This window comes from Streptomyces sp. NPDC020489, assembly GCF_044386545.1.
Classification (GTDB): Bacteria; Actinomycetota; Actinomycetes; order Streptomycetales; family Streptomycetaceae; genus Streptomyces.
The window spans coordinates 214,812-241,015 of record NZ_JBIRUZ010000008.1; the positions used below are offsets into that span (position 1 = coordinate 214,812).

A 26,204-nucleotide genomic window follows, 5' to 3' on the forward strand; every position below is an offset into this window, starting at 1 on the left:
TGGCTCTCCTTTCCCCACTGATCGCCGAGTGAGGCCCCTCCCATGAGCGACACCCCTGCCGACGTCCTCCTCGAGATCCACGCTGCCGCGCTGGCCGGCATGGTCAACGGGCCCAAGCAATTCGAGCGTTGGGCGGCGCTGGCCGCCGACGAGGACCACCCGGACGCCGATCTCGGCGAAGAGCGCTTCCACGAGATTCTGGTCGGCGAGGACGGGGCACTCACAGCCCTCTGGAGCCGCCATCTCACCGCGTGGGACTTCGCGGAGGAGCCACAGTGGGCGCTCGACACCCCCGCCCGCACCGATGCGCGACGGACGGTCGTCTACGACCGGCTCAGGCTCGGCAGCGACCTGCGAAAAGCGCTGGACGACGCCGTCCCGGTGGCGAGAGTTCCTGGGCCCACGGTGATCACTCGCGAGTTCACCCCCTGGTACACGTCGGAGCGCACGGCTGCTCGGTGCTTCTACTGGAAGGCGTACGAGGCGAAGCTCCGCGCCAAGGGCTGGTCGGAAGCCGCGACAGCCGGCCTGGACGAGGCGAGCCGTGCGGTCGTCGAACGCCTCACCGACCCCGAACAGGTCGCCGCGCGACAGGCAAAGGGCCTGGTCGTGGGATACGTCCAGTCGGGCAAGACGGCGAACTTCACCGGCGTCACCGCCAAGGCGATCGATGCCGGCTACCGCCTCGTCATCGTCCTGGGCGGCACCCTCAACCTTCTGCGCGCACAGACACAGCGCCGCCTCGACATGGAGCTGATCGGTCAGGAGAACATCCTGCGCGGTTCGGACATCAACGACCTGGACTCCCTCGTCGGCGTGGACTACGTCAGTGACGACGACGCCGACTGGCCCGACTTCGTCCGGCACGGCGGGCGCCCCTCCGCCCTGGGCGCCTTCGACATCGAGCGCCTGACGACCCGGGACGACGACTACAAGGGCCTGGCGCAAGGCATCCGGGCCTTGGAGTTCGAGAAGCGTGAACCCACTCGCCCCCTGTACGACCCCGCGAACCTCCATCACGCCGCAGCTCGCATTCTCGTGGTGAAGAAGAACAAGTCCGTCCTGACCAAGATCGTCAAGGACCTGAAGCAGATCCACGGCCTGCTCGGCGAACTCCCCGCCCTGATCATCGACGACGAGTCGGACCAGGCGTCCGTGAACACCCTGGACCCGAAGAAGTGGGAGGCCGGTGCCACCGAGCGCACGGCGATCAACGGGCTGATCTCCCAACTGCTCAAGCTCCTGCCGCGGGCGCAGTACGTGGGTTACACGGCGACCCCGTTCGCCAACGTGTTCGTCGACCCTGGGGACGAAGAGGACATCTTCCCTCGCGACTTCCTCATCTCGCTCCCTCGTCCGACCGGTTACATGGGCGTGCAGGACTTTCACGACCTGGACGACGACGGGACGGGACAGGCCGAGGCGGCTCACGTCCGTGGCATCTACGACTCCACCGGCGACCGCCTCCAGGAGGCCATGGACGCCTTCGTGCTCACCGGAGCGCTCAAGCTCTACCGGACCGCGCACGGCCTTCCCGAGGGACCGTTCCGCCACCACACCATGCTGGTGCACGAGTCGGTCAGGATGGCCGAGCAGGCCGCGCTCGCTCAGCGCATCAGCACGATGTGGCACAACGGGGCGTACAAGGGCACCGAAGGCCACACCCGTCTGGCCTCTCTCTTCGAGAAGGACTTCCACACCTACGCCGACGGCGCCCTGCCCACGCCCAAGACGTATGCGGATCTCAAGCCGTACATCTCCCGCGCCCACCAGCTCATCAGCAAGGGCGGCACTCCTGCCATCGTCGTCAACGGTGCCAGCGAACGCGACTACGACCAGCCCGACCTGGACTTCGACCGCACCGAGCACGTCTGGAAGATCCTTGTCGGGGGCACCAAGCTCTCCCGTGGCTTCACGGTCGAGGGCCTGACGATCTCCTACTACCGCCGCACGACCCAACAGGCCGACACGCTGATGCAGATGGGCCGCTGGTTCGGCTTCCGGCCGGGATACCGGGATCTCGTACGGCTGTACATCGGTCGCGAGGAAACTCTCGGCCGAAGCCGCAACGCCAGGACGGTCGACCTGTACGAGGCCTTCGAGGCGATCTGCCGCGACGAGGAACTCTTCCGCGCGGAACTGGCACGGTACGCGCCGCTGGTGGACGGCCGTCCTCAGGTGACGCCCGCACAGATCCCACCGCTGGTGGCCCAGCATCTGTCGTGGGTGAAGCCGTCGGCCCGGAACAAGATGTTCAACGCGGAGCTGGTGGAGGTGCGGTCGCCGGGAACGTGGGTGGAACCCACGGCCTACCCGGACACCCCGGAGGAACTGGCCCACAACACGGAGGCCTGGGAGCCGGTGCTGGCCGCGCTGGGCGACGCCCCGGTGCGGTTGGCGGTCGGGGACGACGTCGGGTACGAGGCACGGGTGGGAACGGTGTCCCACGAGACGCTGATGCAGGTGCTGTGCGACCTGCGGTGGTCCGTCCCCAGTCGGTTCTCTCCGCATCTCGAGTTCCTGTTGCGGGCAGGGCAACAGCCGGCGACGATCGACGACTGGTTCGTGATCACGCCTCTGCAGTCCGCCGCCGGTGGCAGGCAGGGTCGCATCCTGGGGCGGGGTCCGTTCACCCCTGTTCGACGGACACGTCGTCGTGCCCCGCTCTTCGGCGGGATCAGCGAGCCGAAGCATCGCGCCGCCGCACTGCGGATCGCGGGTGCAGTCACGACGACCGGGAGCGCGGCCGTCGAGGAACACGTCCGTCCCCGCAGGGGCGCCCTGGTGCTCTACCCCGTGGTCGAGTCCGAGTTCAGGCTCACAGCCGACGGATCGGTGGAACCACGCGACCTCGTCATGGCCTTCTCCGTCGTGGCCCCGAAGTCGTCGGTGGGGCCAGGCAGCCCGCTGGTCCGGTTCCGCGCGATCGACTCGGGCCGGCAGGATGCAGTTGTCATCGACCGAGACGACGTACGGCCCTGAGGCGCGACAGCAGTGAACGACTTGAGACCTTCCTCACCGGAGATCTCCGCCCGTATGTCCCGGCAGCTCAGCAAGGACACAGGGGCCGAGCTGGCGGTACGGCGCCTGCTCCACGCGGCAGGCCTGCGCTACCGCGTGGAGTACCCGGTGCCCGGTATGGCCCGACGCCGGATCGACGTGGCATTCCCCCGGGCCAAGGTGGCGGTCCTGATCGACGGCTGCTTCTGGCACGGATGTCCCGTACACGCCACTCACCCCAGGGCCAACGCGGACTGGTGGCGGCAGAAGCTCGATCGCAACATGGCCCGGGATGTCGAGACCACCGAGCATCTTCGGGCCCAAGGGTGGGAAGTTCTGCGGTTCTGGGAGCACGAGTCTCCCCGGCACGTGGCCGACGAGGTACGTAGAGTCGTGATGCGACGAAGGAGCGAGGGCGGGCAGTGGGGGATCTGACGTTTGTCGACGTGTGTGCCGGAGCAGGCGGGCTGGCCATCGGGCTGGAGCGAGCGGGATACAGACCGACGTTGCTCCTGGACGAGGACGCGGACGCCTGCCGCACCCTCTCGATGAACCGGCCCCATTGGAACGTGCTGCAGGCGGACCTCGTCGACTTCGATCCGAGCGAACATCCCGAGAGCCAGGACGTGGATCTGCTCTCGGCCGGGCTGCCGCGAGTGAAGTCCAACGCCACGATCACCCGGACCGAGACAGGCCGGGAGGAGCAGCTGCTCAAGGCCACGGTCTATCTCGTGCATGCGATCCGCCCCCGGGCACTGCTCCTGGAGAACGTGCCCGGCCTGGCCGACTCGGACAAGTTCCGTGAATTCCGCGACTTCGCCCGTGCCGAACTGGAGCACCTCGGCTACGAGTTCAGCTGGTTCGTCCTCAACGCCGCCGACTTCGGCGTTCCGCAGGACCGCAAGCAGGGTGTCCTCGTCGCCATCCAGCGGCAGTGGTTCAGCGGGTTCCGCCCGCCCGCACCGACCGTGACCGAGCACGTGTCCGTGGGCGAAGCCCTGGGCCCGTCGATGCGATCCCGCGGCTGGCCGGACGCCGAGCGATGGGCGGCTCAGGCGACCTCGGTCGCACCGACGCTGGTCGGCGGGTCGAAGAACCGTGGCGGGGCCGACCTCGGCCCCAGGGGGACGAAGCGCAAGTGGGCGACGATGGGAGTGAACGCCCAGTCACTCGGGAACGAGCCTCCCGGACCGGAATTCGTGTGGGACCCGGAACAGGGCACGGGCGGCATGGTGCAGGTGACCGTGGACCAGGCCGCCGTCCTGCAGGGGTTCCCGGACGACTGGACGGTGTCGGGCAAGAAGACGCCCCGGTACCGGCAGATCGGTCATGCGTCCCCTCCTCAGGTCGGTGAGGCACTCGGTCTGGCCATCGCTCACGCCCTGGAGCGGAATCCGGATTCGGCGATCTCCGCGGCCGGCTAGACTTCCACCTCATGACCAGCACGGCGCCCCACCAGTCCATCCTCGACAAGCCTTTTGTCCTGGATCTCTTCGCAGGCCCTGGGGGGCTGGACGTCGCGGGACACGCGCTCGACATCCCGAGTCTCGGCATCGAGTGGGACAAGAGCGCATGTCTGACGCGATACGCGGCTGGACTGGACACCCTGCACGCCGACGTGAGCGCGGTGCGCAGGGACGCCTTCGAGTCACTGCCGCCAGAGATCAACGTCCTCGCCGGTGGCCCTCCCTGCCAGACCTACTCGGTGGCCGGGCACGGTGCTGGGCGCAAGAACCTGGAGAAGGTCAAGAAGTACATCGAGAGGCTGACGGCAGGCGAACCCGACGAGGCGATCGACGAGGAGCTCAAGACGCTGAGCGACCCTCGCACCGCGCTGGTCCTGGAGCCCCTCCGATACGCCATCCAGGCGACGAGGAGCCCGAACCGGGGCAGGCGCCCGTACGACGTCATCGTCCTGGAACAGGTCCCTGCGGTCGAAGAGCTCTGGTATCACTACGCCAAGGTGCTGCAGGAGACAGGCCTCCCCGACGGCACCAGGTACAAGGTCGTCGTCGGCGTTCTCGACACCGAGGCCTACGGGGTGCCCCAGAGGCGATCCCGCGCCGTCCTGATCGCCCGCCGTGAAGGACTCGTCGCCCCTTCGCTTCCGGTTCCTACCCACCGTTCCTACGACGCCAAGGAGTGGAACCGGAAGAACAAGAAAGCAGAGGCTGCGGACCAAGCGCGTCAACCGACCCTTGACGAGGGCACTGCGCCGGAGATCGACGAAGGCCATGTGAGCGGCGTCGAGAGCCTGCAGCCCTGGAGGTCGATGGGTGAGGTGCTCGCCGACCCGGTGGGCACGCACCCCGGGCGGGTCACTCCTTTCCTGGTGCGTTCGAACTACGGCAGCTCCGGAGTCTCGGGGAGGCGTGGGGTCCGGAGCGACCAGCAACCGGCTTTCACCGTCACCGGCCGCATCTCCCGTTTCGTGGTCTTCCAGCACCTCGACGAGGAGATCGTCTACGAGGGTCCGCGGTTCAGCATGAACGAGGCGGGGATGCTGCAGAGCTTCCCACCGGACTATCCGTGGTCCGGCAAGGCGCAGGCACAACAGGTGGGCAATGCCGTACCGCCGCTGTTCGGGGCGCATCTGCTCAGCGCCGCGCTCGGTCTTCCCGCACCGGACCCGAAGGTGCTCAGGGAGCCGTGGCAGCCGGCCTCGGAGGAGAAGCGGGCCAAACTGCGAAGCGACGGCTGTGGGGCACCTGACGACTGCACCGCCAGGTGCCCGCGGTCCGAGGACCAGGTGGCGCCTCCTTCTTCCGAGCGTCCGCGCAGGACGAAGAAGAAGACGCCGGCGGAGTAGTTCCCCACGAGTGCGGCACCGGGGGCCCGGTCACCCTTCGCTCTTCCTGCCCCTGATCGGCGCAGTCTCGAACAGCTCGGCGAAGTACTCGGTGAGCGCGACCACCGAGTCTTCCGGAGCGGGGTCCTCGTCGGGCCCTTCCGGGAGGTTGTGTCGATCCACCGGTGGGGCCGATTCCGCCGCTGCGATCCAGTCCCTCAGTCGGGCCGGGTCCCGGGGCTCGTCGGGTCCGAGCACGTCGTACACGAGGGTCGCGCCTGCTGCGTTGATCGCGACGCTGAGCCCGTCGACCTGCCGACCGGTGGTGACCAGCCCACTGTTCAGCAGGCGGATCAAAGCCTGAGCGGTGGGCCGGTGGTCGATCATCTCCTTCTTCAACACGCTGTGGATGAGGTCCTGGTTTCCGCAGGCGATCACCACCGGCTCGTAGTCCGACCCGTTCCGGAAGAGTTCGGCCGCCCACCACAGACGAGAGAAGCACTGACGGTCCGCGGGTCCGCGAAACCGCTCGGCGGGGATGCGTCTTTCCGGCCTGTCCGCTTTCGGCTCCGACAGATGGCGCCAAGCGACGTAGTCGGGAGCGACCGCCAAGGCGAGATGGTTCCACAGACGCTTGTCAGCGGCCTCTCGCCGCGTCAGGCGCAGCGTGGCATGGAGTCGCGGCGCGAGCCAGGCGTCGGCACGGGTCCGGTCACCCCGGAACGCGAACATGGCATCTTCCACCAGGCTTCGGATCGGCTCGACCGACCACCTGGCGTCGTCCTCGGGAAGCGGCTCGACGACCTTGGCGAGATCGATGCCGCCGTGCACCTGTTCGGCCTTGAGCAGCGCCTCGGTGAGGAACGGATCGACGTCCGAGGCGGCGAGCAGCGCCAGGCGCTCCGGTACATGGGTCGGTGCGGTGATCACGTGTCACTCTCTCGGTTCATCTGCTCAAGGCTTCGGATGGCATAGGCGAGCGCTCGTTTGGCATCGGCACGACGAACCGCCGCGAAGTGGATGCGGGTCTGAAGTTCCGCCCAACCCGAGTCGCCGGTACGACGGCGATGCACCTGTCGCAGGGCTTCCTCGACGTGCACCCCGGGGATCACGTCCGGGAGCATCTCCCGCAGCACCTCGCCCTGCCAGTCGGTCGGGAAGACCGGACCGCCGCCGGGTTCCACCTCCAGATCGCCGATGGCGCCGTGGAACACCGCCGTCCAGACGTCGGTGGCCATCTGGGCGACCAACAGATCACGCACCTTGCTGTCGACGCTGGAACCGTTGCTGTCCAGCAGTCCATAAACACCTTCGACATCGGTGTTCACGAACACGGTGGGCACCCTGGCCGAGACGTCCACGATCCAGGGCGCGTCAGCGCAGGCCCGCAGCAGCTCGCGGGAGCTTTTCGTGAACGAGGCCTTCTGGACGTCCAGTCGGAGTCCGCTCACCGGTTCGTCGGAGACCGTGTCGACAGTCCAGCTCTGGTGGGTCTCGGCGATCGAACGTCCTTGCACGCCGTCCACCGTCCCGACGGCGTGGACGGCGAGCGAGGCACGTCCCACGTGGTCGTCCCGATGCACCTGCAGGGAACCCGACCAGTCCAGACCGCCCTCCGCGTCACGCGTCAGGTTCACGGACGTACGTACGTTGGTCTCACCGTCCGTCAGCACGGCGAGGACGTGCAGGTCGGACCAGGCCGCGTCCGGCGCGTTCGCCCCCGGCGGGAGCGTCGCCGAGAGGCTGATCGTGGCGCTGACCCAGTCGGCGTGGCCCGCGATGCCGAGGGCGACGGCCTGCTGCTGGGTCGAGTAGGCCGCGGTCTCCAGCTGGTCGCGGGTACCGTCGGGGAGGCTGAGGGAGACCGACGTCACTCTGAGCGTGATCGGTCGGTTGAGCCTCTTGTACGGGTAGAACTTCACGGGTCACTCCCCCTTGCCGGCGCGCAGTTCGACGACGAGGCGCGTGAGAGCGGTCCTGACCGGATGGCTGGTGACATCGGTGGCCCCTCGGAACTTCGCGCGCCGTGCGCCGGGGGTGAACCGAAGGACGCCGTCCTCCACCTCGCAGCCCTCGACCGCCACGAGTTCCGCCCAGTCCAGCTTCGGGCGGCCGCCGGAGCGGACGTCCAACTGGGCGACCGGCACCAGAGGGACGATTTCGTCGCCGCGCGGGATGCTCACCTCGGCGGTGATCCGCCACTCCCCGTCGTCGCCGATGGTCGCGTCGAGGCCGCTCAGCTCCGGAACCACCGGCCCGGCGGGCGCCTTGGCCTTGGGCCTCTTCTTCACGGTCAATGCCTTGCGGAGGGCTTCCCCGCCCTCGCGACCACCGCGCTTCGGCCGCGCGACGAGGTCCCTGGCAGCGGTGTTGGCCTCGGAGGTGAAGGCGTTGATCCGCCGGTACGCGGACGGTGACCACCGCAGGGTCAGTTCCTCCGTCTGTCCCCAGCGATCGTGCTCAGGCGGTTCTGCGGCGCGTAGGAACTCCTCGGCCTCCTGTGCGAAGGCAGCTGTCTCCCCGGCGGCTTCACCTGCCAGGAGCACGGCCTGGAACGGGTTCGCCCCGAGCGGCAGGTTCGGGACCGTCGACTTCTTGACGGTCATGCCGTTGCCCCGAAGCGAGTGAATTTGGTTCTTCAGCCCGTCCTTCTCCCGCTCCGCGTCGGTCAGGGACTCCGTGACCAACAGGATCGCTTGGTGCGTCCCGAGAGTTCCGCGGGCGCCTCCGAGAAGAGGCAGCTTCAGTGGAACGCTTCGCGCGGCCACCTGCCCGGCCTCGGTGAGCCGGTCCACGGTGGCGCCCTCGTAGTACGCCCGCAGGGCACGGGTCCGGGTGGGCTGCTCGACGGACGGGTCCACCTGCACTTCTTCCACGACCGTTTCACCGTCGTTGCGTACGGCGCGGACGAAGACCTCCAAACGAGGCAGCTTGCCTCCACCGCCGGTCATGGCGGCCCAGAAGTCGCGTCCCAAAGCCTTGACCAGACGCCGATGCATCCTGCGGAGGTCCCGCGTGTCCTCGCCGCCCTCGTCCTCCGCGTCCATGGTCTCGTCGTCGACCTCGAATGCGTCGGACGACTTCTCGTCGAGGCTGGCGACGTCGTGCGCTCCGACGATGAGGAAGGAAGTGCCGGGTTCGTCGTTCTCCCGTGTCAGGTGCAGGCGTGCCACGGTCTCCTCGTCCGCCCACCAGGAGCGGGTGACATCGGCGCCCGGTGAGTCGGGATCGGGGCGACCGAGCCAGGCGGGCCCCGCGAAGGCCTCACCGTCGACCTCCCGCCAGGGCAGTTCGAGTCGGCCGATGAGCCGACGCTCTCTGCGGCCCTCGTGCGCCTCGGACAGGGTCGAGTTGATGAGCACGAGCCCCAGGGCGCTGGTGGCCCACAGGGTCGCCTTGCCCAGGCCGTACGAACCGCCCGCGTTGTGCCCGGACTTGAGGCTCTCCAGCTGCCGCCGGACCACGGCGGCGAACTTGCCGTCCGCGTAGTCGTCGCCGGTGAGGCCGGAGGCGTTGTAGTCGTCGACCCGCAACAGGACCAGGCGGCCCTTCTCGTACATGTCGCGCACCCCGGCGTCCACGACCCGCCCGACCTTCTGGTGACCCGCGCTCTCCGAGACGGCGGAGTAGTGCGGGAAGAGTTCGTTCCAGAGAATCGCCTCTCGGAAGTCGTCCAGTGCCTTGCCGGTCAGCTCGTGCAGGGTGTAGCGGACGCGCACGGGACGACCGTTGTCCAGCCGCTCGTCGAGGCTGTTCTGGCAGGTCTCGCGAGCGAGGACCTGAACATCGGCGTCGAAGGCGAAGGCGGCGGCGTTGCCCATGTCCCGGCCACCGTCGAGGTAGCCGCGGCGGTGGTGCCAGATGACCGGGAGGCCGGCCTGGGTGTCGGTGGTGCGCGTGTGCACCGTCCCGACGTCGGTGCCGAGCGCCTTGGCGATGTCGGTCATGACGGTCGGGCGAGGTGTCGACCTTCCGGTGATCCAGGCGGAGACCGCCGCCCGGGTCAGACCGAGCTCCTCGGCGAGTTCTGCCTGCGTCTTCCCTGCCAGCTTGAGCTGCCGGGACAGCCAGGGCCCGAACTCCTCACCTGTCTCCACGTGCCACCCGTTCTTCCCTCGGAGTCACATGCGGATCCTGTGCCGCACACCATGAGGCTAATTTGACAGACTCGGGCGCGTCAACCAACAGTTGATCGGGCTGGACGACCTCGAACACCTTGAACTCTTGCCCGATTTGCTCAGAATCGACGATCTCGCACCACTCTGCCCTCGGCCTCTGCGGGCCTCGACGAGCGGGCAGGTCAACTCCCCTCAGCGGCAAGGGAGTTCGGGGTTGCACCTCGGAGTGACTACCGCTAACTTCGGTGACGATGGCGGGTCTCATCCCGCTCGTGAACCTCGAAATCGGGGAGGACGGGCGGCCTGGGGAGAAGTGCGCCCGGATTCAGCACCGAACCTTGCGCAGAAACAATTCCCCAAAAATCATTGACACTCGAACAGGTCCACCCGGTAGCGTGATCGCCGAGAAAATCTGCTCACCCAGGAACAATTACTTCTACTTTTTCACGGGGGCACGTGCACCTGAAACCCCTGTGCGATCAGGGCATATCGAACAGGGGTGGACCACTTCATGGATGAATACTGTCACAGCGACCTCCTGCACTCGTCCCGGGAATTGAGTTCGTTCTACCTGGAAATTGATACGGCCAAGAGCAGGGTCGAGGTCGTGAAGATTCTCCATGGATACAACCTGTCCGAAGAGGTCTTCGCGGAAGGATTCCCCGACTTGGCGAAGGCTGTCCAGGATCTGCCGGACGACGCCTCCACCACGGCCTGACCAGGCAATGGCGAGCCACGGATCCAGGTCTCCCAGTACGGGCCGGCTGATGTCAGCAGTCGTCCCGTCGCTCACGCTTTCGTCGAACCTCGATAACCCAGGAGCGCAGAAGCAGTGTCGTCTTCGTCCTCTCCGGTGATCCAAACCGTTCTCGAACAATCCTCCCGCGTCCTGCAGACCTACGCCGTGGACCCTGGACTCGTGGCCGAACACGCCAACGGCGAGCGACGTATCACGCAGGGCGGATATGGCGATCGCCAGCTTTTCGAACTCGTTCAGAACGCAGCGGACGAAATCGCCGACGAGCCGGGCGGTCGGGTTCACGTGGTCCTCACGGAGTCACATCTCTACTGCGCGAACGAGGGAAATCCGATCACGCCGGAAGGCGCCGAGACAATCCTTCGGATGAGCATGTCGAAGAAGCGCGGAGGTCAGATCGGGCGATTCGGCGTCGGCGTGAAATCTGTTCTCGTGGTGACCGACGCACCGGAATTCTTCAGCCGCACCGGAAGCTTCGGATTCGACCGCGCCTGGTCGTACGAGCAGATCAGTGCAGTCCCCGGTGTCAGGGAGCGGTACGGATCGACGTTCGACGCCCCCGTCCTGCGCATGGCCCGCCCCCTCGACGAGGCGGCGGAGCGCGCCGCCGACCCCGTCCTGAACGAACTGCTGGCATGGGCGACGACGGTCGTCCGCCTCTCCCTGCTGCCGAAGGCCGACGTCCGGCTGGGCAAGGACATGCACGGCGGCCGTGCCAAGGACCACGGCGAGCCCCGTGAGGAGTTCCCGGTCGGCTTCCAGCTCTTCTCGCCGCACGTCGCGAAGGTCGTGCTGGAGGATCGCCGGCCCCGTCCCCTGGCCCGCCGGGTGCTCACCGCCCACCGGAGCGGCGACCTGCACACCGTGATCGAGGAGCGGACCGCCAAGGCCACCGCGACGGATCGCTGGCGCGTGTTCACCACCACTCACGAACCCGGTCCGGCGGCCCGCGCGGACGCCGGCGAACTGCACGACCGGCTCTCGCTCGATCTCGCCTGGGCTGTCCCCACCTTGGAGAAGGATCCCGAGAGCGGTCTGTACGTCAGCTCACGAGCGCGTGGACGCGGCAAGTTCTGGTCCTTCTTCCCCACCAAGTACGAGATGTCCCTGAGCGGCGTCCTCAACGGCGCGTGGAAGACGAACGAGGACCGCCAGAACCTCCTCGACTCCTCTCCGTTCAACCAGGAGATGATCCGGGTGGCGGCGCAGTTGGTGGTCGACTCGTTGCCCGCCCTGACCCCCGCAGAGGACCCCGGCGCCTACCTCCCGCTGCTTCCCGGCCGCGTGAAGGAGTCGATCAGCTGGGCCGACGAGTTCCTGACCCGGGAGATCTGGAGTCGCGCCGCGATCGGCCCGTCACTGCCCGACCAGGACGGTGTCCTGCGCGTCCCGACCGCGCTGCAGGTCCACCCGCGCCCTGACAAAGACCTCAAGAGTCTGCTCCGTTGGCTGCGGATGTGGCACGAGTGCCCCGGTCGCCCCTCGAACTGGCTGCACCCCAGCGTCGAGGTCGACAGCCTGCGCTCCGGAAAGGTCGTGCACGTCCTGGAGGCGGCCGGGCACGAGCGAGCCGACGTCCGCGAGTGGCTGGAGGCTCTGGTCGAAAGCGGGAGCGTCGAGGCGTCGAAGACGGCTGTCCGCATCCTCGCGGACATGATCGAGGTCGGCTCCCCCCTCGCCGAGCAGGCCCGCAAGGCCCACATCGTGCTCACCGAGGAGCATGGACTCGTCCCCCCCGTGCCCGGCAAGGTGTTCCGCCGCGTCGACCAGGGCGGCCTGCGCGAGTCCACCGTGTACGTGGTCGACGAGATCGCCCAGGACCCGTCGCTTGCCCACGCCCTCAACGTCCTCGGCATCCAGGAGGCCCACGCCGAAGGCCGGTTCGTCAGCGTGCTCGACCAGGGCTTCGACCACTACGCCCCGTCGGATTGGGAACGGTTCTGGGAGTTGTTCCGCCAGGCCGGTGTCCGTCGCCTGACCCAACGGGTCCTGGAGCGGGTCCCCACTCCTCGCTCGACGCTCCGCGTGCGCACCACCTGCGGTCGGTTCCGGCCGATCGAGGACTGCATGCTGCCGGGCCCCGTGGTGAACGCCGAGCGCGACCCGAGCGTCGCCGTCGACCTGGGGTTCCACTCCGACGACATGTCCTTCTTCTCCCAGGTCGGTCTGCGGGAACGACCGGCCGGCGGAGTGCAGCCCCAGACGGGCGAGGAGTGGTTCGAGGCGTACCGGGAAGCCGTCCACGCCGCCTACCTGCGCAGTCTGGCCGCCGACACACCGCGCCCCTCTTTGAATCGGATGAAGTTCGAGGGTGCCGCGATCGGCGGCCCGCTCCACATCTTCCGCGCGCTGTCCGAGGAGTCCCGCGCGGCCTTCCTGAAGGCGTTGCCCGACGAGGCCGTGGTGGACAGCTGGACGCTCCAGGTCGGTGCGCAGACCGGCACCCGGCAGGCGGTGATCTCACCGATCCGCTGGATGCTCAAGAAGCACGGCACGGTCTCCACCTCCCAGGGGATCAAGCCCTTGACGGAGGCCGTCGGTCCGCAACTGGCCGACTACCGCGACGTGCTCCCGGTCGCCGACGTCTCCCCCGAGAAGGCCCGCAAACTGCGACTCCCGACCACCGTCGACGAGGTGCCCGCAGACCGCTGGGACGCGCTCCTCGACGACGTGTCCCGCAGCGAGGACGACTCGTTCGTCGGCGCCACCTACGTGATGCTGACTCGCTTCGGTGCGGACTTCCCCGAGGACTCGCTGACTCGCTGCCGGATCGGCGATACATGGGGCACCCGGCCCGACGACGAGATCACCCTCGCCGTCGGCGCAGCGGAGTACCGGATGCTCCGCGCCGAGCAGCTCCCGGCGCTGCTCGTACCGACTGCCCAGGACGCCGAGCTGATGATCGAGAAGTGGGGCATGCTCCGCTTCGCAGACGTGATCAGCAAGGAGACTCGCGAAGTGCCGGAGGGCGACCCCGTGCCGCTGGTCGAGCTGTTTCCCGCTCTGCGGCAGCGTCTGAACAGCGGGAACAGGAACAGCCTGGTGCAGCGGTGCACCGAGCTGGAGGCGGTCACCCGCACGCCCAACGGCACGCACGCCTCCCCCCTGGACGCCGTGCGCCAGGGCGGCACCGTCAAGGTCCGTGTGCCTCTGGACCCCGAGCCGATGCTGCGGCTCGTCGACCGCGAGCTCGGCCTCGGTCTCGGAGCCGCCGGCTGCCGCACGGTGCTGGAGCATCAGGACCGCATGGCCCGGGACAGCGAGCTGAAGGCGGCTCAGGCAGCGGTTCGGGAGGCCGAGGACGTGGTGACCAAGGTCGAGCTGCTGATCGGTGCGGACGCGCTCCGGGCCGGGCTCCCGGAAGGTCTCGTGGAGGCCGAACTGCAGGCGCACGACGGTGTGGAGCCGTCCGGGCGTCGGATCGCACAGATGGCGTTCAATGCTCACGGCGACGGTGTGCTCCAGCAGCACGCCCGGGACATCCAGGCCCGTTTCCCCAACGCGCCTGTTGCGTACGGCGGGTCGTCGGCAGCCATCGCGTTCGTCTCGGACCTGAGGCTGCCCGTCGCCTTCGCCGGTTCGCGGACTCCGTCACCGCCTCCCTTCGAGACGGTCGCGGGCCCGCGAGACTTCCCGAGCCTCCACGACTACCAGGAGGACCTGGTCCGGAACATCTCCACCATGCTCGACCGGCTGGCCCCCCAGCGCGGCATGCTGTCCCTGCCCACCGGCGCCGGCAAGACCCGGGTCACCGCCGAGGCCGTGATCCGCTGGGTGAAGCGGGTCGGCGACCTCGAGGGCCCCGTGCTGTGGATCGCGCAGACCGAGGAGCTGTGCGAACAGGCGGTACAGAGCTGGAAGTTCGTCTGGAGCAAGGTCGGTGCGGAGCGGCCGCTGACGATCAGCCGACTCTGGAGCAGCAACGAGGTGGGGAACGTCGTCGACCACCCTCACCTGGTGGTCGCCATCGACGCCAAGCTGGAACGGTGCCTGGGCATCGACCAGTACGCCTGGCTGCGTCAGGCCGCGCTGGTGATCGTGGACGAGGCCCACACCGCCATTTCCAAGCGGTACACGGAGATCCTCGGCCAGTTGGGCCTCACCCAGTACGAGACCGGTCGTCATCTGCTGGGCCTGACCGCCACCCCGTTCCGCAACACCAACGAGGACGAGACCCGCCGTCTGGTCAACCGCTTCGGCAACAGACGACTCGACCAGGGGGTCTTCCCGTCGGGTGACCCGTATCGCGACCTCCAGGAGTGGGGCATGCTCGCCCAGGTCGAGCACCGCACTCTCGAAGGCGGCCGGATCGAACTCACCCGGGACGAGAAGACGCACGCCGACCGCATGGCGATGCTCTCCCGCTCCGCCGAGCAGCGACTCGCCGACGACCACGCGCGCAGCCGACGCATCGTGGATTCGGTGACCGAACTGCCGGACGACTGGCCGACGTTGCTGTTCGCCACCTCCGTCGACCACGCCAAATATCTGGCGGCCATGCTCAACGACCAGGGTGTCCCGTCCGCCGCGGTGGATTCGACGACGAGTCCACAGGATCGCCGCACCCGCATCGAGAAGTTCCGAGACGGACGCATTCGTGTGCTCACCAACTACGGTGTGCTCACCCAGGGATTCGACGCGCCGGCCACCCGTGCCGTGGTCGTGGCCAGGCCGGTCTACAGCACCAACGTGTACCAGCAGATGATCGGTCGGGGACTGCGCGGGCCACGGAACGGCGGCAAGGAAAGCTGCCTGATCCTCAACGTCAGCGACAACATCGCGAACTTCGACACCCAGCTCGCCTTCACCCAGTTCGAGCATCTCTGGAGCCGTACGTGACCGACACCTACCTCGACAGCCCTCCGCTCACCGACGAGCAGCGGGCCGTGGTCGAGCAGCCCTGGGACGCACGTGTCCTGGTCACCGCCGGTGCCGGGGCCGGCAAGACGCACACGCTGGTGCGCAGGCTCGACGCGCTGTGCGGCGCCGAGGACCCGGAGGAGACACTGGAGGCCGCCGAGATCCTGGTGCTCACCTTCTCCCGGGCCGCCGCCCGGGAGTTGCGTGAGCGCATCTCGCGGCACGGCGAGCGGGCCCGCCGAGTGCGCGCCCAGACGTTCGACGCCTGGGCGTACGGAGTGCTCGTCCAGGCGTACCCGGACGGCGAGTGGGGTGCGGTCGGCTTCGACGAGCGGATCACGGCCGCGGCCGAGGCGGTGGAGAAGGGGGCGCTGGAGGCAGGCGACGCCGTCCCGCCCGCTCATGTCGTGATCGACGAGGTACAGGATCTGTTGGGCGGCCGGCGAGAGTTGGCGGAGGCACTGCTCGACCGGTACCAGGACAGTTGTGGCTTCACCGTGGTCGGCGACGCGGCCCAGTCCGTCTACGGCTTCCAGATCGGCGACCCTGCGGAGCGCTCGGACGAAACGGGCCGATTCTTCGACTGGCTGCGCTGCTCGTACCCCGACGACCTGGTGGAGCTGCGTCTCACTCAGAACTTCCGGGCCACCACGGGCGAGGCGCGGATCGCGCTGACGCACGGTCCCCGGCTCCAGCAGGTCGGCGACCCGGACGAGGCGGCGATCCTCTACACGGAACTGCGCGACCTGCTCCTGGAGCCCGCGAACGGGGCGGGCGACCTCACCGACCCGTTCACTCTGGACGGCTTGCGGAACCTCGCCGACACCTGCGCGATCCTCACCCGCGACAACCGACAGGCGCTGGTGGTCTCCGGCCTGCTCCATGAGAACGGCGTCGAGCATCGGCTGAGGCGTCCCCTCGAGGAGCGACCGGTGCCGTACTGGGTCGCCGAGCTGTTGCGCCGCACCGGGGCGACGGGCCTCACCGAGGACCGGTTCCGCTCTCTGCTCCTGGAGATCCCTCTGCCCTACGAGCCGAACGTGAGCGTTCTGTGGGCGGTGCTGCAGCGGGCGACGCGTTCGGCCGCACGAAATGTGCTCGACCTGGAACGGCTGCGGCGCCTGGTAACCGACGGCAGGTTCCCCGACGAGGCAGCCGACCCCGAGTCCACGCGGATCGTCGTCTCCACCGTGCACCGGGCCAAGGGCCTCGAATTCGACCGGGTGATCGTTCTGGCCCCGCCGACCGTCGCCGAGCTCCAGAGGCAGTACAAGGACGAGTTGGACCTCCCGGCCGAGGCTCGCGCCTTGTACGTGGCGATGACGCGCGTCCGCCAGGACCTCTACCACGCCCCTCCTCCCGAACTGCCGATCATCAAGAGGGCCGGGGGCAGGAAGAACGGTCGCCGATACGTCGGTGGGTGGCGGTCGTACGACCGGTTCGGCATCGTCGCCGAGGCGGGCGACGTCTGCCGGGACGACCCACCCGGTCACGGGACCGACGCGGTGGGGACGCAAACGTACCTCCTGGAGCGGGTCGGCTCCGGGCACGAGGTGATGCTGCGCAGGCGTCACGACCTACCGATGGGGGAGTGCCAGAGCCCGCCGTACGCCTTGCTGCACGAGGGGCGGGAGATCGGCGAGGCGTCGGAGCGGTTCCGTACGGATCTGTTCCAGGTGCAGAAGGTCAACCGCACGTGGGAACCGTGGTGGCCCGACGAGATCCACGGCCTGCGCGTCGACGTCCTGGAGACCGTGTCGGGGAGTACCGCCGCGGGCGTCAACGCCGGCCTGGGCGACCGTGGTGTGTGGATCGTGCCGCGGATCACCGGCATCGGCAGGTTTCGGCGGGCCGACGACAACGAGGAGCAGAGCGCATGACGCACACGACAGGTCGGCACTCCGAGCACTATCGGGTCCGGGACGAGGAGCTCTTGGTGGGGCTGCGCCGCGAGCTCCTCGGTCCCGCTCCGGACGCCGCACCGGAGGACCGGGACGAGGTCCTGACCGAAGAGGCCCCGATCGACCGCTACCTGGCCGGCGTCCTCTACCCGCGCGCGGCGAACGCGGCCGCGCAGGAGCAGCTCCGCGCGGACGACGGCGAGCAGGACGGTCTCGACATCGCCCCGCAGCGCACCCGCGACGACATCGAGGAGTCCGGCACCGCCCAGGAGGTGGGGGCCGCGGGATCCCGGCGTCCGTCGTCCATGGGCCTCACCTTCGCGGTCGCTCCCGCCGTGAGCGAGGCGATCGTGATCTCGGCGCGTGCCGCCGTCTACGAGCCCACCGATGCCGACGGCAGGCCGATCCCCGCTCGCCGCGCCGAAGCACGCACCGTCTCCGAGCAGCGGGAGTGGTGGCGGCGCAAGGAACTCGTCCTTCCGGACACCACGGTCGACGTGACCACGCCCGATCCCGACAAGAAGGTCGAACTCGGTGGCGGGGCCGCGCTGCGCGTCAACGTGAGGCGCTACGACCCGACGACCGGGACGGTCACCGTCACGGTCACCCTGGTGAACACCCACCGCGTCGGCGAGCGGGAACTCCAGGACGCGTTCTCCCTGTTCCAGTGCGGCCTCACGATCCGCGCCGCCAACGGCTCCACCGCCTTCGTCGATCGGCCCGCCCCGGCTGCCTCCCATGACGACGAGGTCGCGACCAGCCGCCTGTTGCACCGCCACGCCCCGACCTTCGCCGTCGGTCACGGCTGCGCCGCCGAGTGGGACTGGACTCCGCCGCCGATCGGCGTCACCGACACCGTCCCCGCCGCTGTCACCGAGGTGCGCAGCGAGTTCGTGCCCACCGTGGAGGTGTTGCTCACCGACTCCAACCCGGAGATCGACAGCTCGGCACTGTCCATGCTCGGCCTGGCGGAGCGGACGGACGCCGAGATCCTGGCCGCGCTGAGGGAGCTCGCCACGGGCTACGAGCGTTGGATCGACCGCAAGGAGATCGAGGCCGACGCGCTGACCGGCACCACGTACGAGAAGCCGGCGCGGGCCCAGGTGCGGGCGTGCCGCGAGGCGCTCGGGCGTGTGCGGGAGGGCATCGAACTCCTGGGTTCCAAGCCCGACTTGATGCAGGCTTTCCGGCTCGCCAACCACGCCATGGCCGACCAGCGGGCCCGCAGCGCCTGGGTCAAGAGCGGTCGCATCGGCTCCCCCGACCCGACTGCAGGTCGGTGGCGCCCCTTCCAGATCGCGTTCCTGCTCCTCTGCCTCGCCGGGATCGACGACGCCGAGCACCGCGACCGTGCCGTCTCCGACCTGCTGTGGTTCCCCACCGGTGGTGGCAAGACGGAGGCGTACCTCGGTCTCATCGCCCTCACGTCGTTCCTGCGCCGCATTCGCAAGGGACCCGACGGCGCCGGTGTCACCGTGCTCATGCGCTACACCCTGCGCCTGCTCACTCTCCAGCAGTTCGAGCGTGCCGCCATCCTGATCTGCGCCATGGAGCACATGCGGCGCACCAGGCCCGAGTTGGGCCTCGTGGAGTTCTCCATCGGCATGTGGGTGGGCCGCTCGGCGACACCCAACACCTTGGCGGAGGCCGAGAAGAGGCTCGGCGAACTCCGCGGCGACCTCGACAAGCGTCTCGCCACCGAGAATCCCGTCCAGCTGCACGCCTGTCCCTGGTGCGGCACCCGCCTCGACGCCCGCGCCTACGAGGTCGACGAGGACGCCAAGCGGATGCACGTCCGCTGCCCCGGTACCGACTGCGCCTTCGACGACGGCCTGCCCGTCCACCTGATCGACGAGGCCGTGTACGACGCCCGTCCCACGCTGGTGATCGCCACCGTCGACAAGTTCGCGTCGATGCCGTGGCGTCCGGCCACCGCCGCACTCTTCAACCGTGACGACCCGGGCGACCGAACCCCGCCCCCGGAGCTGATCGTCCAGGACGAACTCCATCTGATCTCAGGCCCGTTGGGCACGCTCACCGGCCTCTACGAGACCGCGGTGGACGCTCTCGCCGACCGCCCGAAGGTGATCGCCTCCACGGCGACCATCCGCCGTGCGGCGGACCAGGGCCGCCACCTCTTCGCCCGTGACGTCCGCCAGTTCCCGCCCGCCGGCCTGGACTCCCGGGACTCATGGTTCGCCGTGGAAACCCCGCGCGAGGAGAAGGCGAGCCGCCGCTACGTCGGGCTCCTGGCCCCCGGGACCAGTCAGTCCACCCTCTTGATCCGTACGTACGCCACCTTGCTGCACCGGGCCGAGCAGGCCAGGACCGAGGACGAGGTACGCGACGCGTACTGGAGTCTCGTCGGCTACTTCAACAGTCTCCGGCTGTTGTCCGCGGCCGAACTACAGGTGCACGACGACGTGGTGGCGTATCTGGGAGTGCTCGCCGGACGCGAGGGCGTGGCCGCCCGTGCGGTGGCCAACTACTCGGAGTTGACCAGCCGGATCGACGCCAGCGAGATCCCCACCCGGCTCAAGGGCATCGAGAAGAAGCTGCCCGACGAGGACACCGTGGACGTCCTCCTCGCCACCAACATGATCGCGGTCGGTGTCGACGTGGACCGGCTCGGACTCATGGCCGTGATGGGCCAGCCTCAGACCACGGCCGAGTACATCCAGGCCACCAGCCGAGTCGGCCGAGCCCACCCGGGGTTGGTCGCTGTGATGCTCAACGCCACCCGCTCCCGCGACCGCTCCCACTACGAGAACTTCCTGCACTTCCACTCCGCCCTCTACCGCGAGGTCGAGTCCACCTCCGTCACTCCCTTCTCCGCCCGGGCCCGCGAGCGGGGCCTGCACGCGGTGATCGTCGCGCTGGCCCGCATCCTCGTCCCGGCCGCCCGCGCCAACGACTCCGCGGGCCGGGTCGAGTCCTACGAGCACCTTCTCCGGGAGGAGGTCAGGCCCATCCTTCTCAGCCGTGTCCAGGACGTCGCCCCGGAAGAGGTCGACGCGGTGGGCCGCGCCTTCGACGAGTTCGTCGATTGGTGGTGCGACGAGGCCGACACGCACGGTGGCCTCCTCTTCGAGCCTGTCAGGGGCAGTCGCACCCCCTCGCTCCTGAAGTCGTACGACGACGAGTCCGAGGACGCCGAGGCATGGCGCACTCTGTGGAGCCTGCGCGATGTCGACGCCGAGTCCGCTCTGTTCATGGAGGCAACCCGATGACCCCGCCGCCCCCCGCTCGTCGCCGCCGGACCGGCACGGACAGCGCCGCGCCCGCCCGCAACCTGCCCCGTCGCGGCGCGGTTCGTCGGGCTCAGGCGATCACCACGTACGGAGTGGGCTCGCTCGTCGCCGTGGACCAGGAGTCCTTCATCGTCTCCGGCCTGGACGGCGCCGACGAGCACTGGAGCGTCGACGAGTCTCCCCGGATCCATGAACGGCGCCTTGCCCGTCTCCTCGACGTCCAGCACTTCCGGCTGCCCCCCGCGTCCGAGGACACCAGCAAGGACGGCATCCGGGTGCGTCGTTTTCCCCTCATGCACTCCTGTCCCCGGTGCAACGACCTGCGGCGCCACCGCGACTTCAACCCTCCGGCAGGCCGGAGCATCTGCGGCTCGTGCGAAGCCGACCTCGTCCCCTCCCGTTTCGTGATCGCCTGCGAGGCCGGACACCTCGACGAGTTCCCTTACTGGCAGTGGGTCCATCGAGGCTCCGGTGCCGGCGCCACGACTGCCGGACGGTGCGGTGGAACCCTCAAGATGCGTACCTCAGGGCGTAGTTCCTCACTGCGCGCGATCCTCGTGTCCTGCACCTGCGGGGTGCCCGAGGTCTCGATGGAGGGCTCCTTCCGTAAAAGCGCCCTCAAGGACCTGGGGCTTCGTTGCCGTGGCACGCGTCCGTGGCTCGGTACGTCGGTCCCCGCCCAGGCCTGCGGCATGACTCCGCGCACGTTGCAGCGTGGTTCCTCGGCCGTGTGGCAGCCGGTGCTGAAGTCGGCGCTCTCCATCCCGCCGTGGAGCGACGGCCGCGCCGATCCGCTCGCTGAACACTGGCCCCGACTTCGTGGTCTCAGCAGTCGCGAGGAGGTGGCGGGAGCCCTCAAGTTTCTCTTCGACGGAGAGAGCCCGGTCCCGCTCGACGAGGTGATGGATCTCTTGGACGCGGAACGAGAGGAGGACCCGAGCGGCGATGACGTGCCCACCTTCGACCACCGCTATCGCGCGCTGCGCAACAAGGAGTACGACCGACTCTGCGCGGGCAACGACGAACGCGAACGCTCCCGGAAGGAGCAGTTCATCTGCGAGACCCCGCTCGGCGACACGAGCGTCCTCCACCCCCTCGGGATCACGGGTCCGATGCTGGTGAAGAAGCTCCGCGAGGTGCGTGCGCTCGCGGCGTTCACTCGGCTCGCTGATCCCGACGCGACGACCGAACCCTGTGAAGTACCGCTCTCCGACACCCCTCTCCCATGGCTTCCTGCGATGGAGGTGCGGGGCGAGGGGGTCTTCCTCCGTCTGGACGAGAGGCGACTCGAGGCGTGGGAGAAGGGTGCCGCGGTCGCCGCTCGGGTCGAGCGGATGCGCACGGCTCACCAGCGGGTGATGGAACAGCGCGCCGGGGATCCGAGTCGCGTTCCCCCTTCCCCGGCCACGCCGCGCATGGTGCTGCTGCACACATTGGCCCACGTACTCATCAACGAATGGAGCCTGGAGGCCGGTTATCCCGCCGCCGCACTGCGTGAGCGCTTGTACGCAGCCGACGGCATGGCAGGCGTGCTCGTCTACACGGCGACCAGCGACTCGGCGGGCAGCCTTGGCGGCCTTGTCGCTCAGGGTGAGCCGGACCTCCTCGACCGGACGATCCGTTCGGCCGTCCGCCGCGCCGAGTGGTGCTCCTCCGATCCGCTCTGCGTCGAGTCCGAGGCGTCCGGCACCGGTGGGACCAACCTTGCCGCCTGCCACGCCTGCGTGATGCTTCCTGAGACGAGCTGCGAGCACAACAACGTCCTGTTGGACCGCGCTCTGCTCGTCGGCACACCTGACGACCCGGACGTGGGCTTCTTCGCGCGAGTGCTCACTCACTGACAGCCCGGACGCGAGCGGCGAGTTCTCCACGTGGTCGTGGACGCGGCCCCCCCCGGGAAGGACAGCCTCCCGGGGCGGTCGTGTCGATGCGGTCCACGACAGCGCGCACTTCAGGCCGTCATAGGGCGCTCTTGAAGAACTCGTCCAGCGTCCACGCCAGCCGCTCCGGCTGTTCCAGGTGTACGTCATGGCCGGCGTCCGGGATGACGGTCACATGGGTGTTCGGGCGCAGGGCCTGCATGTCGGTGGCCTCGGTGGGGGGCATGGTGCCCTTCTCGCCGCGGACCAGGAGCGTGGGGCAGGTGATGCGCGTCCATTCCGGCCAGTAGGCGTGCTCGGCCAGTTCCGTGAGGGACTCGACCATGCGGTCCCGGTCGAAGCGGGGCCGCCAGCCGTCGGGGCGCCTCTCCAGCCCTCTCGCCCACCCCTCGTGACCGAGGAAGGCCTCGGCCTCCTCCAGGGATCGGAAGGGGGTGGGCCAGTTGTCCAGCCAGGCGCCGATCTGCGCGGGCAGTTCCGGGCTCGGGCCCGCCGGGCCTGCCTCCACGAGGACCAGCGCGGCCACCAGCTCCGGGCGGGCCGACGCCAGCAGCATCGCCGTATGGCCGCCCAGGGACTGGCCGATCAGGGTTGCGGGGGCGAGGCCGAGTTCCTCGACGAGGGTGGCCGCGTCGTCGACGTACGACCGGCGTGTCACCGTCGGTGGGCGGCGGGTGCTCGCTCCGTGGGCCCGGGCGTCGTACGTCACCACGCGGACGCCGGAGGCGAGGAGCGGGGGCAGGAGGGCGTCCCACTCGCCCATGTGGCCCGCGAGGCCGTGCAGGAGCAGGGCCGTGCGGGTCGGTGGCCCGGGCGGGGAGTGGTCGCGGTAGGCCAGGCGCGTGCCGTCGGGCAGGGGGAGGTGGGGCAAGTGTGCTTCCTCGGAGGAGAGTTGTGCGGTTGTACTGGGTTTCCGGTACGAGACCACATGCAGCACTGCACAGGCGAGACCTCCAGGCCGCACGGGGGTGCCCGCGGCACGCCGGCGGGGTCGTCCGTGCGGTCAGGCCGCCTGGACCAGCTCTGCTCTGCCGAACAACAAGGCGTAGCCGGAGGGGAGTTGGTGGAGGATGCGCTGGACCAGCCCCTCGCCCACCACCCCCGGCAGCACGCTCAGCACCGAGCTGACGTCCCAGCGGGCCGTCGCCGGGGTCGCGCCCTCGGTGCGGGCCGCGACCGACTCCACGAACTGTGCCGCCGGCAGCGGGCGGCGGGCCGGGATCTGGTCGGCGACGATCCTCGCGGCCTGCTCCGGGAGGGCTCGGGCGAGGTCGACGCGTTCGTCGCCGGTGACATGGCCGCCGAGGGCCGACAGGACGACGCGGGTGACGCGTTCCGCCTCCTCCGCCGTCGGGTAACGGCCCGATTCCCTTACCAGTTCCACCAGTTCAGTCCAGCTGCCCATGTGTGGCTGTCTCTCCTCCGTCCATCGCCGGGAGCGCCCCGCGCAGTGGCCCGCAGGGCGCTCGCCGGTGTGTGATCAGTTGCTCAGCTGCTTGCGTCCCTGGCCGTCGCCGGAGATCTGGATGCGGCGCGGCTTGGCCTGTTCGGCCACGGGGATGCGCAGGGTCAGGACCCCGGCTTCGTACGAGGCGTCGATGCGTTCCGTGTCGAGCGTGTCGCCGAGGAAGAGCTGGCGCGTGAAGGTACCGGTCGGACGTTCGGCGACGATGGTCTCCGCACCCTCGGGGGCGGGGGAACGGCGCTCGGCGCGGACGTTGAGGACGTTGCGCTCGACGTCCAGGTCGATCGTCTCGGGGTCGATGCCGGGGAGGTCGAAGTGGACGATGAAGTCGTCCCCCGAACGGTAGGCGTCCATCGGCATGGCCGCCGGGCGGGTGGCGCCGAAGACCTGCTGCGCGAGTCGGTCGAACTCGCGGAAGGGGTCCGTACGCATGAGCATCACAGGTCACTCCTCTCCTCAGGAACTGGGGTGCGATGCCCTGACGCCTTCTTATATAACTCGGAGGAGGAAACTTGACAAGCCCCGACTCAGGTCCGGGTCGGGGGACGGGGTCGAGGTTAGCCTCGGAAGCTCCGGACCTCGGGAAACACCCCGAGGGACGAGGCTCGCGGGCCGCGGTGATCACGATCGGCAGGAGGCAGACATGGCGGACAGGGCGAAAATTCCCAGCGCGGTGGTCGCGGCGGGCGGGCTCGTCGGTGGGTACGGCGTGGCGCGCTGGACCAGGAAGCGGCAGCTGGGCGGGGTCGTGCTGGCCGTCGCCGGGGCCGCGGCCGCGCGGCAGTGGCGGCAGCAGGCGGGCGGCGGGGCGGCCGGGGCGCTGACCGCCGCGTATGTCGCCGCCTTCGCCGGGTCGCATCCGCTGGCCAAGAAGGTGGGGGCCTGGCCGGCCGTGTTCGGGGTGGCGGGGGCCGTCGCGCTCGCCTCCTGGGCGGTGGCGGACCGACAGGGCTGAGCGTCGGCAACGCGGGCGCTGGGGAGGCGGGGGATCGATGCGACTGCACGTCACGGAACATCGGGTGCGGCTCGGGCCGGACGAGTACCGGGTGCTGCGCGCCACAGGGCTGCGCCGTGCGCTCTGCTACGACGCCGAGCACTGGCTGGACCTCAGGGTGGACCGAGCCGCGGCGGCCGAGCTGGCCGCGGCCTGGCTGCTGGCCGCCCGGTCCCCGCGCTCACTGGTCCACGTCCCGCTGCGCCGGCACGGCGAGCGGCCGGTCGGGCAACCGCTGCCCGAGCCGTACCGGGCCCGCGATCTGCTGCTGGTGCACCACTCCGCGCAGTTCCCCGCCTCCCGGTGGAAGGACGTGCGCGGGCGGCTCGGGCGGGGCAGCCCGCACACCGTCGAGTTCCGGCGTGCCGACTTCCGCCCGGACACCGACCGTGCCGTGCCCGGCGCCCACCACGCCGGTTTCCGCGACCGCCTCCGGCTGACCACCGCCGCCGACACGCTCGTGCTGAGCGGCAGCGCCCTGCCCTTCGCGGACGCCGGCGCGGACTTCCTCGACCTCGCCGACACCGGGCCCGGCCGGGACCGCCGCACGCGCCACTTCGCCGGCCACGCCTGCGCCGAACTGCACCCGACCTCCGGCCTGTTGGACCGTACGGTCCCCCTGGTGCACGTCGAGTACTGCCCGGAGTGGGAGCCGGCGACCGAGGGCGGTCGAGCCGGGGCGGAGGGTGGCGGCGGTTAGCCACGCGGTGCCGAAACCGACCGCAGCCGGCCCGACGCCGAGATCGACGGCAGCCTGCCCGCCCCCGAACCCGACCGCAACCGGGGACCGGCCCATACCCCCGCCCACACCCCCGCCGCTCCTACCCCCCGTGCGTCAGCACGTTCACGATCCGCCCGTTGGGGTCCCGGACGAAGAACCGCCGTACGCCCCACTCCTCGTCCCGCAGCTCCCGTACGACGTCGGCGCCCGCCGCCACGAGCTCCGCGTACACCGCGTCGACGTCCTCCACCTCCACGCTGAGGTCGGGCACGACCGGTGCGGTGCGCTCCTCGGTGAAGAAGCTGATCTGGGCGGTGGGGTTGGCGGGTGAGGCCAGGGTGACGACCCAGCCCATGTTCATGGCCTCCCGGAAGCCGAGCAGGCCGTAGAAGTCGGTGCTCGCCTTCATCGCCTCCTCGGAGTCGACCTGGAAGTCGGGCACGATCCGGCGGATGGTCACGGGTGGTAC

General features: G+C 69.3%; 18 protein-coding genes. 11 read left to right on the forward strand and 7 right to left on the reverse strand.

All coding sequences use genetic code 11. The annotated features are described in order from the left end of the window. Window positions 1-42 precede the first annotated feature (42 nt). Genes ACH41F_RS23260 through ACH41F_RS23275 form a run of 4 tightly spaced genes read left to right on the forward strand, consistent with a single transcriptional unit; the run spans window position 43 to window position 5,809 of the window. Complete coding sequence (locus ACH41F_RS23260; protein WP_398837304.1) at window positions 43-2,982, forward strand: Z1 domain-containing protein; 2,940 nt, start codon at window positions 43-45, stop codon at window positions 2,980-2,982. 54 nt (window positions 2,983-3,036) lie between these two features. After that, on the forward strand, window positions 3,037-3,435 hold the full coding sequence (locus ACH41F_RS23265; protein WP_398837443.1) for a very short patch repair endonuclease: 399 nt from the start codon (window positions 3,037-3,039) through the stop codon (window positions 3,433-3,435). Then, the gene (locus ACH41F_RS23270) at window positions 3,423-4,424 is read left to right on the forward strand and encodes a DNA cytosine methyltransferase (RefSeq protein ID WP_398837306.1); all 1,002 of its coding nucleotides are present in this window, start codon (window positions 3,423-3,425) and stop codon (window positions 4,422-4,424) included. Before ACH41F_RS23265 ends, ACH41F_RS23270 begins: the two co-directional genes overlap by 13 nt. 11 nt (window positions 4,425-4,435) lie before the next feature. After that, window positions 4,436-5,809, forward strand: coding sequence for a DNA cytosine methyltransferase (locus ACH41F_RS23275; protein WP_398837308.1), 1,374 nt, complete (start codon window positions 4,436-4,438; stop codon window positions 5,807-5,809). A 30-nt stretch (window positions 5,810-5,839) separates the two neighbouring features. On the opposite strand, the gene ACH41F_RS23280 is transcribed toward ACH41F_RS23275, so the two are convergent. Genes ACH41F_RS23280 through ACH41F_RS23290 form a run of 3 tightly spaced genes read right to left on the reverse strand, consistent with a single transcriptional unit; the run spans window position 5,840 to window position 9,885 of the window. Further along, complete coding sequence (locus ACH41F_RS23280; protein WP_398837310.1) at window positions 5,840-6,718, reverse strand: DUF6339 family protein; 879 nt, start codon at window positions 6,716-6,718, stop codon at window positions 5,840-5,842. Further along, on the reverse strand, window positions 6,715-7,710 hold the full coding sequence (locus ACH41F_RS23285) for a hypothetical protein (protein WP_398837311.1): 996 nt from the start codon (window positions 7,708-7,710) through the stop codon (window positions 6,715-6,717). Before ACH41F_RS23285 ends, ACH41F_RS23280 begins: the two co-directional genes overlap by 4 nt. A 3-nt stretch (window positions 7,711-7,713) precedes the next feature. Next, window positions 7,714-9,885 (reverse strand): helix-turn-helix transcriptional regulator, encoded by a 2,172-nt coding sequence (locus tag ACH41F_RS23290; RefSeq protein WP_398837313.1) that lies wholly within the window; start codon window positions 9,883-9,885, stop codon window positions 7,714-7,716. Between the two features lie 520 nt (window positions 9,886-10,405). On the opposite strand from ACH41F_RS23290, the gene ACH41F_RS23295 reads away from it, so the two are divergent. The 5 genes from ACH41F_RS23295 (at window position 10,406) to drmB (ending at window position 22,516) form a co-directional block, all read left to right on the forward strand. Then, complete coding sequence (locus tag ACH41F_RS23295) at window positions 10,406-10,624, forward strand: hypothetical protein (protein WP_398837315.1); 219 nt, start codon at window positions 10,406-10,408, stop codon at window positions 10,622-10,624. A 114-nt stretch (window positions 10,625-10,738) separates the two neighbouring features. Beyond that, window positions 10,739-15,502 (forward strand): DEAD/DEAH box helicase, encoded by a 4,764-nt coding sequence (locus ACH41F_RS23300; RefSeq protein WP_398837317.1) that lies wholly within the window; start codon window positions 10,739-10,741, stop codon window positions 15,500-15,502. Then, window positions 15,499-17,403: a UvrD-helicase domain-containing protein gene (locus tag ACH41F_RS23305; protein ID WP_398837319.1), complete on the forward strand. Its 1,905-nt coding sequence runs from the start codon at window positions 15,499-15,501 to the stop codon at window positions 17,401-17,403. Before ACH41F_RS23300 ends, ACH41F_RS23305 begins: the two co-directional genes overlap by 4 nt. Then, window positions 17,400-20,654 carry a helicase-related protein gene (locus ACH41F_RS23310; protein ID WP_398837321.1) on the forward strand — a complete coding sequence of 1,085 codons (3,255 nt, stop codon included), beginning with the start codon at window positions 17,400-17,402 and terminating at the stop codon, window positions 20,652-20,654. Before ACH41F_RS23305 ends, ACH41F_RS23310 begins: the two co-directional genes overlap by 4 nt. Next, window positions 20,651-22,516 (forward strand): DrmB family protein, encoded by a 1,866-nt coding sequence (drmB, locus tag ACH41F_RS23315; RefSeq protein WP_398837323.1) that lies wholly within the window; start codon window positions 20,651-20,653, stop codon window positions 22,514-22,516. The genes ACH41F_RS23310 and drmB overlap by 4 nt, the downstream gene beginning before the upstream one ends. A 118-nt stretch (window positions 22,517-22,634) precedes the next feature. Here drmB and ACH41F_RS23320 read toward each other — a convergent pair whose 3' ends face one another. The 3 genes from ACH41F_RS23320 to ACH41F_RS23330 all read right to left on the reverse strand — a co-directional run bounded on the left by ACH41F_RS23320 (window position 22,635) and on the right by ACH41F_RS23330 (window position 24,458). Next, window positions 22,635-23,426 (reverse strand): alpha/beta fold hydrolase, encoded by a 792-nt coding sequence (locus tag ACH41F_RS23320; RefSeq protein ID WP_398837325.1) that lies wholly within the window; start codon window positions 23,424-23,426, stop codon window positions 22,635-22,637. Window positions 23,427-23,558: 132 nt separating this feature from the next. Then, the gene (locus tag ACH41F_RS23325; RefSeq protein ID WP_391236049.1) at window positions 23,559-23,960 is read right to left on the reverse strand and encodes a DUF2267 domain-containing protein; all 402 of its coding nucleotides are present in this window, start codon (window positions 23,958-23,960) and stop codon (window positions 23,559-23,561) included. Window positions 23,961-24,035: 75 nt separating this feature from the next. Further along, a complete protein-coding gene (locus tag ACH41F_RS23330; protein WP_391236051.1) occupies window positions 24,036-24,458 on the reverse strand; it encodes an Hsp20 family protein in 423 nt (140 codons plus the stop codon). 205 nt (window positions 24,459-24,663) lie between these two features. Here ACH41F_RS23330 and ACH41F_RS23335 point away from each other — a divergent pair, with 205 nt between their 5' ends. Both ACH41F_RS23335 and ACH41F_RS23340 read left to right on the forward strand, forming a co-directional pair. Then, window positions 24,664-24,975 carry a hypothetical protein gene (locus tag ACH41F_RS23335; protein ID WP_398837328.1) on the forward strand — a complete coding sequence of 104 codons (312 nt, stop codon included), beginning with the start codon at window positions 24,664-24,666 and terminating at the stop codon, window positions 24,973-24,975. A gap of 37 nt (window positions 24,976-25,012) precedes the next feature. After that, entirely contained in the window at window positions 25,013-25,714 is a 702-nt protein-coding gene (locus ACH41F_RS23340; RefSeq protein WP_398837330.1) for a hypothetical protein, read from the forward strand. Window positions 25,715-25,835: 121 nt separating this feature from the next. Here the strand turns inward: ACH41F_RS23340 and ACH41F_RS23345 are convergent, their stop codons facing one another. Further along, window positions 25,836-26,195 (reverse strand): VOC family protein, encoded by a 360-nt coding sequence (locus ACH41F_RS23345; RefSeq protein ID WP_391236060.1) that lies wholly within the window; start codon window positions 26,193-26,195, stop codon window positions 25,836-25,838. Window positions 26,196-26,204: the final 9 nt, after the last annotated feature.

What these genes read in the sequence shown, in the direction of transcription:
- ACH41F_RS23340 (WP_398837330.1), top strand. Translation starts at nt 25,013, where the DNA reads ATGCGACTGCACGTCACGGAACATCGGGTGCGGCTCGGGCCGGACGAG.
- ACH41F_RS23265 (WP_398837443.1), top strand. Translation starts at nt 3,037, where the DNA reads ATGTCCCGGCAGCTCAGCAAGGACACAGGGGCCGAGCTGGCGGTACGG.
- ACH41F_RS23310 (WP_398837321.1), top strand. Translation starts at nt 17,400, where the DNA reads ATGACGCACACGACAGGTCGGCACTCCGAGCACTATCGGGTCCGGGAC.
- ACH41F_RS23325 (WP_391236049.1), bottom strand. Translation starts at nt 23,960, where the DNA reads ATGGGCAGCTGGACTGAACTGGTGGAACTGGTAAGGGAATCGGGCCGT.
- ACH41F_RS23330 (WP_391236051.1), bottom strand. Translation starts at nt 24,458, where the DNA reads ATGCTCATGCGTACGGACCCCTTCCGCGAGTTCGACCGACTCGCGCAG.
- ACH41F_RS23260 (WP_398837304.1), top strand. Translation starts at nt 43, where the DNA reads ATGAGCGACACCCCTGCCGACGTCCTCCTCGAGATCCACGCTGCCGCG.
- drmB (WP_398837323.1), top strand. Translation starts at nt 20,651, where the DNA reads ATGACCCCGCCGCCCCCCGCTCGTCGCCGCCGGACCGGCACGGACAGC.
- ACH41F_RS23275 (WP_398837308.1), top strand. Translation starts at nt 4,436, where the DNA reads ATGACCAGCACGGCGCCCCACCAGTCCATCCTCGACAAGCCTTTTGTC.
- ACH41F_RS23335 (WP_398837328.1), top strand. Translation starts at nt 24,664, where the DNA reads ATGGCGGACAGGGCGAAAATTCCCAGCGCGGTGGTCGCGGCGGGCGGG.